This is a genomic window from Tuberibacillus sp. Marseille-P3662, from assembly GCF_900178005.1.
Lineage (GTDB): Bacteria > Bacillota > Bacilli > Bacillales > Sporolactobacillaceae > Marseille-P3662.
The window spans coordinates 93960-106241 of the sequence record NZ_FXBS01000002.1 but is presented as its reverse complement, the minus strand read 5'-3'; the positions used below and the strand labels follow the sequence as shown (position 1 = coordinate 106241).

The following is a 12282-nucleotide window of genomic DNA, read 5'->3' as shown; positions in this document are numbered from 1 at the left end:
AATTTATGAGGAGGCATGAACGTGTTATTAGAACAGATTCAAGACCTTCAGTTAAAAGATGTTAACGGCAATATCGTATCGATTAGTGATTATCGTGGCAAAAATACCTTAATATTTATGTGGGCATCCTGGTGACGATGCCGCGAACAACTGCCTGGATGGCAGTCGGTATTGGAACAGCACAAGGATAAGAACTTTGGTATCCTCTCGGTTGCGGTGGACGGCCAGGGACCTGATGTGGTTCAACCTTATATTGAAGGAACAACGTTTACAACCGTCGTGGATGCGGACAACAAGTTAGTCAACATGTTTAATTTCAAAGTAGTTCCTAATGGAATTTTTATCGATGAGGACGGTGTCATTCGTCTGCTTAAAGCAGGGTTCAGCGTTGATGACCCTGATCATGTTAAGGCAGTCGAACAACTCATTAACAAAGAAGTGGAAAAAGTTGAATTTGATGATGATGCTACAGGATCTGGGGAATCTGATCTGCAACTTCAACTCGCACAGACCAAATTCAAACTCGGTATGGAGTACGCCAAGCAGGATAAAAAGGATGAGGCGTTAAAAGAACTGGATGACGCGATCTTGCTTGACCCAGAGAACTTTACCATCCGTAAACAACGCTGGTATCTCCGTTACCCCGAAAAATTTGCACCGGACATTGATTTTGATTGGCAAAAAGAACAATTGAAGAAGGAAAAACAAGAAGAAGAACAACGTCGAAATGAAGGTCTCGTTTGCGGGCCAGATGGTTGTTTTATTTCCTAACTATAAGTAAGCGGCTAACTCATTTGAGTTAGCCGCTTTAAAGTAGACTGATGGTTGTTTCACAGGATATGGTTGGATAGGAGGTTGCCAAGTCTATTAATTATACAAAATATCCCAGTGAAATTTATAAAGTAAGGATGGAATTGATGGATAAGACAAACCAATTATTACGAGCTTATTTAATTGCCTCAGTCGTGCCCCTTTTGACACAAATTAGAGAATGGATTAGTATGTCGGAGGTTGAGGCATTCGGTTTTCGTGTTTTATTTGTTATATTATGGATGTATTTAGTCGTCAAAATAACACAAAAGTTTTCTTCACATACTTTACTTCACATTTTTGCCATACTAATGATTATTTTAATCTTTGTATAAAAGAGGTGGCTAGGAAGGGTACGTGTGTATATCATCTTGGGAAAAAACGTGCGTGCCGTGAAGTTTCATCGAGTACTTCAGGCACGCTTTTACATTATACATATTCTAGCAACTTCAAAGCCGGCTCACAGGCTTCTTCAAGTCGTTGGCGTTTTTCATCAGGTAAGTCCTTCCAAGTATTAGGTTTCGAGCGGATGGTCGCTGCGGCCTGCTCGATCCATTGTTCATTTGTTGCCTTTGTGGCGGATTCAGGCTGAATAAAATCAATCACACGTCTCAGTTGATCCTTTGGTGCATCGACGAGCGTTTCGTAGCGTAGGTTAAGCACTTGATGTGAAGGTAATTTGTCAAGCTCCTCGGAAGCTGAAACCATCGCCTGCGATAATTTGGCTCCAAATGTTTCATAGGGAATTTCAAATTGATTCAATTTCTCGACGTCAAAGTAATCGGGATGCAGCCACTGATATTCACCCAATTGTTCTGGATCGGTGTCGGGATCGGCAGGGTTCACCCCGGTCTTTTTATTCGCCTCTTTAATGGCCATACCCATTTTAAAACCTTGAAAACGGTTAAAGGCCATCACATTTTCACGAAGGTCGCGATATAGAAAGATGAATTTTGCATTTGGAAACATATTAATGAGGCGATCGACAAAATAGACAGACATGCCGGATCTTTCCACGCAAACATCCCGCCCGAATCTTTTAAGTAAATAATCAAATAACCGGCGGTACTGACGATCAAGTCTGTCTTTAGGATATTGGGTGACTACCGATTCAAGTTCTTCATATAATTCGTCTGGATGATCTGTCAAATGGGGAAGGGGTGTCATACTAATTCCCGGTATCCCGGTTTCCATATTGAACCGTGATGTTGGCGTCACCTTATACAAAAGTTCCTTAGGCATGATGCCTTTATCGAAATAACGATGCATATGAGTGGGTGATTTTTTCGAAATAAAATCCCAAAACTGCTGGCCATCCCATCTTTCCAAAGACAAACCAGGCCAATGGCTTTCGTCCTCTTGAAAATCGGTATGAAAGTGAATGAATAAAAAGAACTCAGAGAGGCTGAGTAAGTTTGGATGTGAGTTGATGCAGTTGGAGAGAGCTGTTGATCCGCTTCTCCCTGTTGATATAACAAAAACAGGTTCCGTCATGATTTCTCATCTCCCGTATAAAAATGAACTCGATGAAAATTTTACCTTATCCATGATTTGATACAAGAGGCGAAAGGCTTATGAATAAAGCAAACCGTTATTTTTGAATCTCAACTCTCCAGACATTACACTGACAGTAGAAACGGTAGAGAGGATGGTTCAAATGGGGCAAGATATCCAAGGAAAAGTCGCCTACATCACAGGTGCGGGTAGTGGCATCGGACGGGCTACTGCACTGCAATTGGCAAAAGAGAGCGTCAACGTCGGATTGATCGCTCGTACAGAAAGCAAGCTGAAAGAAGTTGCAAAGGAAGCCGAATCACTTGGCGTGAAGGCGAGTGTCGCCGTAGCTGATATTGCGAATATGGATGAAGCGAATCAGGCGATCGATCACTTACAACATGAGCTAGGTTCAGCTGATATTCTCATCAATAATGCCGGCATTGGTTTACACGGCTCGTTCTTAGAAACGGATCCAAAGGACTGGAAGCACACCTTTGAAGTCAATGTTTTTGGTACATATCACATCACACGCGCTGTCTTGCCGCAGATGATTGAAAAAGACCAAGGGGACATCATCAATATCTCCTCGAGTAACGGTCTTAAAGGTACCGCAGGTTCAACGGCCTATAGTGCTTCAAAATTCGCTGTGCAGGGGATGACTGAAGCGCTTATGCAGGAGGTGCGACGACATAACATCCGCGTCTTTACACTGAATCCGAGTCTCGTAGCTACAGAGCTTGCCTTTGGGGATAAGCTTGATGAACAAGATCAAGAGAAGTTCATGCAACCAGAAGATCTTGCTGAATATATGGTATCTCAGCTGAAGCTGCATCCACGTATATTCATTAAACAATCTTTACAGTGGGCGACGAATCCGTTCTAAATAATGGCTATAAAAGGGTGGCTGTGGAAACCAATCCAGGGTCACCTTTTTAGTTGGTTATTTGATAAAGGAGTCGGATTTCATGTACTTATCTAAATATTCAGCTTCAAGGTCTTTGTCCTCTTCGATTCTAGCATCAATCACTGTTGATATTTGATCAATCAACCGATCATTATTAAAGGTACTGTGATGATTAAAACAATGGTCGTCGTAAAGGACTTTTTCAAGGCAACGCGAAATATTCGAAGCAATACCGTCATTTTCAGGATGCAATATCCAATCAATGTCTTTCCAATCCAAGATTCCTTCATCTGTTTTTATTGGTGTCTGATAGACATCATTCTCCGGGATGTCAGCCAGATATAAGTACAGGCCGCCAAACTCTCCGCCCTCTGAGTTTGTCCAGGTTATCAACCCTTTAAAATATAAACAGGATGGATTAATTTGTGTTTCTTCATGAATTTCTCTAATCATAGATTCTCTAGGTCGCTCATCCTTCTCTAATTTTCCACCTACGCCATTCCAACGCCCCAGCCATGGCGAAAATTCACGGTTGAGTAATAAGATTTTTGTATCCTGTCTGATAAAGCATAAATTGTATTTTAGCATTGGATCTCCTTGTTTTTTAGTGATTGTTCAACTCAAGAGCTGCATCGAATATACTAATCATTTAATCCCTTTCCATTAAGAATGTGCTGCATATATTTTTCAATCCTTGACTCTCGAGTTTTGGATTGTTTGGCTTTAGAAAAATAAAGAATGTATGCTCTTTGCCGTCCCGGCGTCAATGCTTCAAAAGCCGTTTTCAAGGCAGGGATTTCATCGAATTTATTTTGAAGTTCCTCAGGAATGATGAATTCTGTATTCATTTTTACTTCCAAACCGGCTTTTTCAACTTCAATGGCTTCATAAATATAGGATCTCAAGATGGGTTCCATTTCAACTATTTCTTGAATATTGGTGAACCGAATCTGGCGCGCTGCCTGTACATTCTCCGTTTGTTGGATTAAAATCCCATGGGGGTCCTGTAACAAGGCACCTTTGTGAAACAGAAGTGCACAATATTCTTTAAATCCATGTATTAAAACGATGTTTTTTTTCTCAAACGTGTAACAAGGATGCATCCATTTAAATGCTTCGTTCAGCTCACAGTCAAGAACGATATTTCTCAACTTCTCATATTCTTCCTTCCATTTTTGGGTTTTACTTAAAAATTCATCAACCTTAGGATTCATTCTACTATTTGTCATCAAGGATCACCTTTCTTCAGTTTTTCAACAACTGACTATCAAGTAGACCTGGCTTGGAAAGTTATAGGGAGTTTATGTCGCTATTCTGCCCGTTCAAGCATAATCTTCCACAATCTCAATTATTATTCTACACGAATACGTGAAAACTTTCCTCCACAATCTGCGCCGTTTAGAAGAAATACGGGCGCAGATCTTTATTCCAAAAAGTCGCCCCGTACTATAACGTAACTATATATGGTTTAACTGCATTGCTCATGGGCAATATAGTAATAATCTCTCTTGTAAAATTTCTAAGACCTCTTCTGGTACTTCCCTGACCTTGATATCTCCACCTAAGAAAAGTAGCCAATTTGTTATTTCGGTCAATTCTTCGGGATGATTAACATTAATAAAAGTCTTTAGAATAGCAGTGGCTTGGTAAGGATCCATATAGGAAATTGAAACTTTTAAAGGATGATATTTTTTGAACTGGGCAATCGCCCTTGGACCAAGTTCAATGATCAGGTTGTTTTCTTCTTCCTGCTTACTTAGTTTTTCTAAAATTTTTTTCTTACTTAATCTTTCTTTCGTAGGATAAGTTTCTACATCGGTGAGGTTATCGACAGGGAAAATTTGTTTCTTTTCTTCCTTTAAGTCAAAGCCTTCAATCAGCCAAAGGCTTTTTTCTCGATAAAGGTGTAAGAGATAAATTGGATAAGACTTTATTACCTTCCCTTCTGTGAGGGTAATCAATAAATAGCTATCCAAAAGGAGGATTTGGAAAAGTTGTTCTAACATAGGATGGGGAAGGTCTGACAGTTCAAGCAGGTCGGGATTATTAGGGTTGGTCCCTTCAAAGAGTAAGATTTGATTTAATAAAATTAGGTCATCCTGCTGGTTTTCTGAGACGAGGCCTAGTAATTTTTCAGCTAAAGACTGACGACTCTTAAGATAAGGGAGTTGTTGATTTCTTGTGGCCATAAAAGCAATAAAAAGAGCTTTGACCTCATTATCAGTAAAACGGACAGTGGGTAAGACAGAGTTGTTCATGACAAAATAACCCCCATCTCTTCCAGCTTCAGCGACAAGCGGCATCCCCATGGCTTCTATTTCTCTGATATCTCTAATAGCGGTTGAACGCGAGATGTTAAATTCTCGCATGATTTCAGAAATGGTAAAGTGGGACCGGTTGTTGATATACCTCATGATGATATTTATTCGCTCAACTTTTTTCATCGGGACCTCCAAAAACAGTATCATTTTTTGACATGATTTATGGTTATTATAAACCTATCAGGTGAATATACAAATCATTTAATCAATTTAACAAAAAGGAAGGTTTTTTAATATGACAAATTATAACCTAGAGTATAAAGATAGCTTTACCGTTTTAGGTTTGGGTACAGAGCTTAAGAGCAATTACACAGACTACGCTGGCATAAACAAGGAAAAGTCCGACTTTTGGCAGGCCATTAAAAAAGATGGAAGGCTTGACACTTTAAAAGCCATAGCCACAAATGGCTACATTTTTGCTGTGAACGAAGCGGTGAATAACAAGATGATGCATTATGCAGGAGTCCTGACAAAGGTATCCTTACCAGAAGAACATAGAATGATCCAATTTCCTAAAGGAGAATACCTCGTTGTTAAAGGGGAAGCGACAACCGCTGAAGAGTTGAGTAATAAGCTTACTGGCATTGCCTTTGGTCAGGTCTTGCCAGAAACAAAAGATTTTGCCTATGTTGGCGGGCCAAATGCAACGGTTGAGATGGGCCATGAAAACGGCTTAGTATATGGTGAAATGTGGATTCCTGTTGTAAGGAAATAATGGGAGGTATGGAAATGGACTATATCGTTTTAAAAATGTGTCCACAGTTGGCCTAGGACTTAAATAACAAAACAGCACTTCTCTATCTAATTAGAGGGTGCTGTTATCTGTTTAAAGCCTCGTTTACTTATACGGTTACCAACATACTTTTAACTCATTTACCTAACACCATTTTCTGTTCTATTTAAAAGTTTGTGAATCACAAATATCATATCAAACCATGCCACAAACTGGCTCTATTCCTCGAATAACCCATTCTTTTAACATGAACATGTATCCCCTCAGGCGCCTTAATTTGATTACTCAACGATATAAAAAACGGGTTTTATAGTGTCATTCCACAGTCAAGCTTTTCGCTAGATTACGCGGGCGATCAACGTTGTAGCCGCGGACTGTGCCGGCATAGTAGGCTAATAGCTGCAAAGGAATCGCGGCGATAATCGGCATAATAAAGGGATGTGCTTCAGGGATATAGAGCACTTGGTCAACGATGTTGCTGACGGCCGCATCACCGATCGTTGTCACGCCAACAACAAAGGCGTCCCTCGCCTTGACTTCTCTAATATTGCTAATGATTTTGTCCCGTAATTTGTCCTGTGTGGCGAGGGCAATGACAGGAACCCCTGGGGTAATTAAGGCCATCGTGCCATGTTTCATTTCTCCCGCAGCATAGGCATCAGCGTGTAAATAAGCGACTTCTTGTAATTTCAATGTACCTTCTAATGCAAGCACATAATCAAGGCCTCGGCCGATTAAAAATAGGTTATCTTGATCGTCAGTGACTTGAGCAAATTCATCAATCGCATCTTGGGTCATGATCAGTGATTGTTCGGCCGTTTCCGGAAGCCTATGTAAGGCATCTAAGAGTTCGGGCACAGGTGTGCTCTCTGACGGCTTAGCCTTATCAGCCAAGGCAACGGCTAATAGTAATAAAGCCGTGATTTGTGTTGTATACGCTTTGGTTGCGGCAACGGCGAATTCTGGTCCAGCATTTGTACAGATGGTGTAATCCGCTTTGCGCGCAATGTTTCTTCTTCTATTATTAGTAATTGCGATCGTAGGACTTCCGTATGCCTTCGCTTCTTTCAAGGCGGATAAAGTATCAGCGGTTTCACCTGATTGGCTTAACACAATAACGAGATGATCGTCACCAAGTGAACCATGCTCAGAGCTAAACTCCGAGGAAATAGAAACTTCAATGGGCCTATCCAGCACTGTTTCCAGAACTTTTTTGCCGACGATGCCTGAATGATACGATGTGCCGCTACCAACAATATCAATCTTTTTATATTGGTGAATATCGTGGTTAAGAAAAAAGGCATCAAGTTCAGGTAAACTGACACCGCCTTGAGTCAAACGATTTTCCAGCGTTCTTTTGATCGCTTTTGGTTGTTCCATGATTTCTTTTAACATGTAATGCTCATGATCCTGAAGGTGAAGGTCCTCGCCATCCCACTCAATGAATGCTTTATCCGGATTGACAAGCTCGCCCTCGATGGTTTCCACTTTGACCGATTGATGTGTTAAGATCGCTATTTCTCCGTTCTTGATCGGATAAATATCTTTGGTATAAGAGAGGAGAGCAGGGATATCAGATGATAAAAACGCTTCTTGCTCCCCAAATCCCAGAATGAGCGGGTTTTCTTGTGAAACAGCGATGATTTTATCAGGCTCAGCTTTTGACATGATGGCCAGCGCGAACGCACCTTTTAACTGAGGTAAGACTTGTCGGACAGTCTCCACAAAATTCCCAGTATCATAGTGAACTAATAGATGAGGGATTACTTCTGTGTCCGTTTCTGTTGTAAAGGTGTGTCCTTCAGAGATGAGATGTGCTTTCAGATCCTGATGATTTTCAATAATGCCATTATGGGCGACAAAAAAACGTCCCTGATCGTCACTTAAAGGGTGTGAATTCGGCGCGCTTGGTGGCCCGTGTGACGCCCATCTTGTATGCCCGATACCAAGGTGTCCCCTGGTGATCGGATCGAGCAGAAGGGAAGCCTCTAAATCTTCAATCCGTCCCATTTCTTTGCGAACGTTAATGGTCTCTTCATTGGAAATGGCTGTTCCGGCTGAGTCATACCCTCGGTAATCAAGTTGTTTGAGACAATTTAACAGAATCAATTGGGCCGAGCGATTGCCGATGTAGCCAACGATGCCACTCATTCTCGTCACCTCGCATCACTTGAATCAACGTACTTGTATCATATCTCTATTTTACTATAATTGTCGGACTTTTAATATTATGAAATCATGAGGGAAAGGGAATTTAGGGGGAGGTCGTCCCTTAGATAACCTAAGGGACTTACTTACTAAAATTTGGGTTGGTTAAAGTGACTTTGCCAATGGCTTCTCCAGACTCGAGGTATTGATGGGCGTCAGCGACTTCACCAAAGTTAAAGGAACGCTTATCAACTAACGGTCGAAGCTGTCCTTGCTCCACAAGTTCAGCAGCCTTAGATAGAACCTTTCCATGATGATCACGCTTCATGTTATGAAGGAGAGGAATCAACATGAGGACCCCATGAAGGGTGATTCCTTTAGGGCTCAAAAGGGATAAATCGTGTTCAGAGCCTGATAGAATGTTAATCACATCACCATAAAGGGCTGCGGCCTCAATAGATTGGTCCAAATTTTTGCCGCCAACGGTATCGAATACAACGTCAAAGCCTTTTCCATCCGTATATTTTTCTACATAATCTTGAACGCTTTCTGCTCGGTAATTAATCACATGGTCAGAACCCAAGTCTTTTGCTATCGCCAATTTATCCTCGGAAGAAGCGGTCGCATAAACAGTGGCACCTGCCCACTTGGCAATTTGGATGGCAACATGGCCAACACCGCCCGTGCCGCCGTGAATTAACACTTTTTGTCCAGCTTGGATATTAGCTCGATCAATTAACCCTTCCCAAGCTGTTAAAGTGACCAACGGGAGACTAGCGGCCTCTTTCATTGATAGAGAATGAGGTTTATGGGCGACTAAGTCGGCGTCAGCCAGCATATAATCCGCGAGGGCACCACCGGCAGTCCCCCTAACTCCTCCTGCACAGGCATAGATTTCATCACCAGGTTGAAATTGGGTCACACCTTCACCGACATTTTCAATCACACCTGCGACATCTCCATGAATAACCGCAGGCAATTCCGGGGCAAAAATGCTAGGGGCGCCTTTACGGATGCCGACATCCAAGGGGTTCACACTTGAAGCCGCAACTCGGATTAATACGTGTCCCGACGTCGTTTCTGGTCGAGCCATTTCAACCGTTTCGAATGTAGCCGATTCACCATAAGTGTTAAGAACATGTGCCTTCATAGGAATGCCTCCAATCCTTTTAAGTCAAGCTTGCTAGGTCATTATGCACAAAAATATAGGAACCTACTCACTCATGTTAGCATTTGTCTGAACCTTGTCGCGAATCACTTGAACCGCTTCATCAATATTCTTGACTTGAATGGTAACGCTACGGTCATCTGGGTATTGCTCCGCAGCGTGTTCATAGCGGCGGTCATAATAATAGTCAAGCATGAGACTAACGGCAGATTCATAATGGCCAGCTTGTAAATCGTTGTCTATTTGTGTTGCGATGGGTGTGTGAATGCGCTTTTTAATAATACGAAATGCTTCAAGACATTGGTTGTGATGCTCCCAAGGACGGTATTCTTCTAAAATATTCTGGACCCGTTCTTCTAAGGGCATGTCTATAAATATTTGTGTTCCCTGTTCTTTTTTCTTAAGGAGAAACTCTGGGAGGACCGATTTACCGATCCGTTTGCTTTCCGCTTCTAACAGCACATAGGGCGATGCTTGCAGATGGAGCACTTTTTCAACGAGAAGGGCGTCGAAGGTTTTTTGGTTGTGGGGTTCAAGACCAATTTGTCCAAAGACAGAGCCTCTGTGATTAGCCATGCCTTCCAAATCTAAGATAGGGTGGCCTTCTTGCTCGAGGCGCTGTAAGATTATCGTCTTGCCGGTTCCGGTATAGCCATTGAGGACGAAGGCTTCTGGCTTGAAATCTATTTCTTCAAGCGTCTTTACAACCCACTCTCGGTAGGCTCTGATACCGCCTTGTAAACGATAAGCATGGATCCCCATTAAATCGAGAACGGTTGCGGTGGTTCGACTGCGCATACCGCCTCGCCAGCAGAATACAGCCTTATGCTCTGTATTGATCTGACCAAATTGTTTAATGAACTGTGGAAGTTTGGCTGAGACAATTTCAAGCCCCCGTTCTTTAGCCGCTTCCTTACTGACTTGCTTATAAAGCGTTCCAACTTCAGCTCTTTCTTCGTCAGAAAATAAAGGTATATTATAGCTGCCAGGGATGGTGGCATCCTTATATTCAGAAGGTGAACGTACATCAATTAATGCAAGTTCTTGCTTATTTTCTAAAGTGAATAACTTATCTAACGTGATATCTTGAAACAATCTATATCCACCTTTCTATGCTACGAACCATTTATAGCTACGATAAATTATAGGCTCATTATATTAATTTTAATGAAAAAAGTATGGTTTGTAAAAAAGAGGGTCTCGGCTCAGATCATGAACCAATCTATGATTTTTTTATGAAAGTATATTCTATTAAGAGATTGGTGAACATAGAGATAGAGTAAAAGCACTGTTCGGGAAAAATGGTGCAACCCTTAGGGAGGTTATGACAATGGGAGCGTCAGTCTATCAATTACTTGTAGAATCTATCATGAATCGGATGCCAAGTCGGGAAGAAGACCCGGGAGACTTTTTTATCGGATTCGATCGATTGGACCATCCTTATTTGTTATTGCCGACACCGATCAGATTATTGCCGCAAAATGAAGTGTTTACCGTTCGTTTTGTTTGTGATCCGCTCAATAAGTTTCGCTATACATTAGATCATCATTTTACGAAAGTGTCTTACACAAACCTTGTGAATTATCACAATGATAAAGCGTTTTTCTTCGGGCCTGAAGATAATATGTTAAAGCAATTTCTACAAAGTGACATGTATCAAACATATGTTGAATGGTTGGAGCACCTTCATACAGATCTTAGCAGTTGGGTGTAAGAAAGTGATTTAAACACAACCTCATGATCAACTCATTTCTTGTTTAGTTTTTAAACCGTATACTTCAGTTAACTTATAATTTGGGCTTGTTTGGCATAACAAGCCCAATAGCTTGTGCATCATAGTCAAGAAGCATATAATGGGCCTTATTAAAAGTAAGTATTTACTTACTTTTTTATTTTGGACAGGAGGTTATAATTGTGACAACAAAGCGAGTAACAGTCGTAACAGGTGGTGCCAGCGGGATAGGTCGAGAAGGATGTTTAAAATTTGCTAAAAAAGGTGACCAAGTGGTGGTTGCCGATTTTGATGAATCAGGCGGTCAAGAAACAGTTGACATGATTCAGTCAGAGGGCGGTGAAGCGACGTTTGTTAAAACGGACGTTTCCAAGCCGGAAGAGGTTGAGGCCCTTGTGGAGAAAGCCGTTGAGACATACGGCCGCATAGATGTTATGTATAACAATGCGGGTATTGGTGTTCAAGGGCCGCTGTTAGAGCAAAAAATTGAAGACTATCATAAGGTGATTGGCGTTAACCAACATGGTGTTGTTTATGGGCTGATTGCTGCTGGTAAGAAAATGAAAGAACTCGGTATCAAAGGTGTGATTATTAATACAGCTTCTGTTTTTGGGTTCTTAGCGTCTCAGGGGACTTTTGCCTATCAAGTTTCCAAAGGGGCTGTGAAAATGGCGACACAAACCGGTGCGCTTGAGCTTGCAGAGTATGGCATCCGTGTCGTTGGTGTCGCCCCAGGCGGTGTTGATACACCGATTATTCAAGGTTATAAAGATGCAGGTCTGACGGAAACTTTAGAAAGTCATCAAATGAGACATGAATTGATTCAGCCAGAAGCTATTGCTGATGCTGTTTATCTACTGTCATTAGATGAAGCTAATGTTATTAACGGTAGCATTGTCATGCTTGATGATGGCTATGCTGAATTCAAATAGCTATGTTAATAGACCAGCTGATCAGCTGGTCTAATGA

14 protein-coding genes are annotated in these 12282 nt (G+C 41.6%); 7 read left to right on the top strand and 7 right to left on the bottom strand.

The window, feature by feature from the left end; all coding sequences use genetic code 11:
- Nucleotides 1-21 precede the first annotated feature (21 nt).
- The 3 genes from B9Y89_RS00715 (at nucleotide 22) to B9Y89_RS00705 (ending at nucleotide 1145) form a co-directional block, all read left to right on the top strand.
- Entirely contained in the window at nucleotides 22-135 is a 114-nt protein-coding gene (locus B9Y89_RS00715; RefSeq protein WP_085520646.1) for a peroxiredoxin family protein, read from the top strand.
- Nucleotides 136-171: 36 nt separating this feature from the next.
- A complete protein-coding gene (locus B9Y89_RS00710) occupies nucleotides 172-771 on the top strand; it encodes a thioredoxin family protein (RefSeq protein WP_254901146.1) in 600 nt (199 codons plus the stop codon).
- Nucleotides 772-917: 146 nt separating this feature from the next.
- The gene (locus tag B9Y89_RS00705; protein WP_085520644.1) at nucleotides 918-1145 is read left to right on the top strand and encodes a hypothetical protein; all 228 of its coding nucleotides are present in this window, start codon (nucleotides 918-920) and stop codon (nucleotides 1143-1145) included.
- A gap of 94 nt (nucleotides 1146-1239) precedes the next feature.
- Here the strand turns inward: B9Y89_RS00705 and B9Y89_RS00700 are convergent, their stop codons facing one another.
- Nucleotides 1240-2304 (bottom strand): sulfotransferase, encoded by a 1065-nt coding sequence (locus B9Y89_RS00700; protein WP_085520643.1) that lies wholly within the window; start codon nucleotides 2302-2304, stop codon nucleotides 1240-1242.
- Nucleotides 2305-2467: 163 nt separating this feature from the next.
- On the opposite strand from B9Y89_RS00700, the gene B9Y89_RS00695 reads away from it, so the two are divergent.
- Nucleotides 2468-3190, top strand: a complete 723-nt coding sequence (locus B9Y89_RS00695; RefSeq protein WP_085520641.1) for a 3-ketoacyl-ACP reductase — start codon at nucleotides 2468-2470, stop codon at nucleotides 3188-3190.
- 57 nt (nucleotides 3191-3247) lie between these two features.
- On the opposite strand, the gene B9Y89_RS00690 is transcribed toward B9Y89_RS00695, so the two are convergent.
- The 3 genes from B9Y89_RS00690 to B9Y89_RS00680 all read right to left on the bottom strand — a co-directional run bounded on the left by B9Y89_RS00690 (nucleotide 3248) and on the right by B9Y89_RS00680 (nucleotide 5655).
- Nucleotides 3248-3799, bottom strand: a complete 552-nt coding sequence (locus B9Y89_RS00690; RefSeq protein ID WP_085520640.1) for an NUDIX hydrolase — start codon at nucleotides 3797-3799, stop codon at nucleotides 3248-3250.
- 53 nt (nucleotides 3800-3852) lie between these two features.
- Nucleotides 3853-4440, bottom strand: coding sequence for a YdeI/OmpD-associated family protein (locus tag B9Y89_RS00685; RefSeq protein ID WP_085520638.1), 588 nt, complete (start codon nucleotides 4438-4440; stop codon nucleotides 3853-3855).
- Nucleotides 4441-4692: 252 nt separating this feature from the next.
- Entirely contained in the window at nucleotides 4693-5655 is a 963-nt protein-coding gene (locus B9Y89_RS00680; RefSeq protein WP_085520636.1) for a helix-turn-helix transcriptional regulator, read from the bottom strand.
- A 112-nt stretch (nucleotides 5656-5767) separates the two neighbouring features.
- On the opposite strand from B9Y89_RS00680, the gene B9Y89_RS00675 reads away from it, so the two are divergent.
- A complete protein-coding gene (locus B9Y89_RS00675; RefSeq protein WP_085520635.1) occupies nucleotides 5768-6247 on the top strand; it encodes a GyrI-like domain-containing protein in 480 nt (159 codons plus the stop codon).
- Between the two features lie 333 nt (nucleotides 6248-6580).
- On the opposite strand, the gene glmS is transcribed toward B9Y89_RS00675, so the two are convergent.
- The 3 genes from glmS to mnmH all read right to left on the bottom strand — a co-directional run bounded on the left by glmS (nucleotide 6581) and on the right by mnmH (nucleotide 10676).
- The gene (gene glmS / locus B9Y89_RS00670) at nucleotides 6581-8416 is read right to left on the bottom strand and encodes a glutamine--fructose-6-phosphate transaminase (isomerizing) (protein ID WP_085520633.1); all 1836 of its coding nucleotides are present in this window, start codon (nucleotides 8414-8416) and stop codon (nucleotides 6581-6583) included.
- Between the two features lie 139 nt (nucleotides 8417-8555).
- Complete coding sequence (locus B9Y89_RS00665; RefSeq protein ID WP_085520631.1) at nucleotides 8556-9563, bottom strand: zinc-dependent alcohol dehydrogenase family protein; 1008 nt, start codon at nucleotides 9561-9563, stop codon at nucleotides 8556-8558.
- A gap of 63 nt (nucleotides 9564-9626) precedes the next feature.
- On the bottom strand, nucleotides 9627-10676 hold the full coding sequence (gene mnmH, locus B9Y89_RS00660; RefSeq protein ID WP_085520630.1) for a tRNA 2-selenouridine(34) synthase MnmH: 1050 nt from the start codon (nucleotides 10674-10676) through the stop codon (nucleotides 9627-9629).
- A 235-nt stretch (nucleotides 10677-10911) separates the two neighbouring features.
- Between mnmH and B9Y89_RS00655 the strand changes: the two genes are divergently transcribed.
- On the top strand, nucleotides 10912-11295 hold the full coding sequence (locus B9Y89_RS00655) for a hypothetical protein (protein ID WP_085520628.1): 384 nt from the start codon (nucleotides 10912-10914) through the stop codon (nucleotides 11293-11295).
- 200 nt (nucleotides 11296-11495) lie between these two features.
- Entirely contained in the window at nucleotides 11496-12245 is a 750-nt protein-coding gene (locus tag B9Y89_RS00650; protein WP_085520626.1) for an SDR family NAD(P)-dependent oxidoreductase, read from the top strand.
- Nucleotides 12246-12282 lie beyond the last annotated feature (37 nt).

Excerpts from the sequence above, each read along its gene's own strand:
- B9Y89_RS00700 (WP_085520643.1), bottom strand. The coding sequence starts at position 2,304 with ATGACGGAACCTGTTTTTGTTATATCAACAGGGAGAAGCGGATCAACA.
- B9Y89_RS00690 (WP_085520640.1), bottom strand. The coding sequence starts at position 3,799 with ATGCTAAAATACAATTTATGCTTTATCAGACAGGATACAAAAATCTTA.
- B9Y89_RS00680 (WP_085520636.1), bottom strand. The coding sequence starts at position 5,655 with ATGAAAAAAGTTGAGCGAATAAATATCATCATGAGGTATATCAACAAC.
- B9Y89_RS00655 (WP_085520628.1), top strand. The coding sequence starts at position 10,912 with ATGGGAGCGTCAGTCTATCAATTACTTGTAGAATCTATCATGAATCGG.
- glmS (WP_085520633.1), bottom strand. The coding sequence starts at position 8,416 with ATGAGTGGCATCGTTGGCTACATCGGCAATCGCTCGGCCCAATTGATT.
- B9Y89_RS00685 (WP_085520638.1), bottom strand. The coding sequence starts at position 4,440 with ATGACAAATAGTAGAATGAATCCTAAGGTTGATGAATTTTTAAGTAAA.
- B9Y89_RS00675 (WP_085520635.1), top strand. The coding sequence starts at position 5,768 with ATGACAAATTATAACCTAGAGTATAAAGATAGCTTTACCGTTTTAGGT.
- B9Y89_RS00705 (WP_085520644.1), top strand. The coding sequence starts at position 918 with ATGGATAAGACAAACCAATTATTACGAGCTTATTTAATTGCCTCAGTC.
- B9Y89_RS00665 (WP_085520631.1), bottom strand. The coding sequence starts at position 9,563 with ATGAAGGCACATGTTCTTAACACTTATGGTGAATCGGCTACATTCGAA.
- B9Y89_RS00695 (WP_085520641.1), top strand. The coding sequence starts at position 2,468 with ATGGGGCAAGATATCCAAGGAAAAGTCGCCTACATCACAGGTGCGGGT.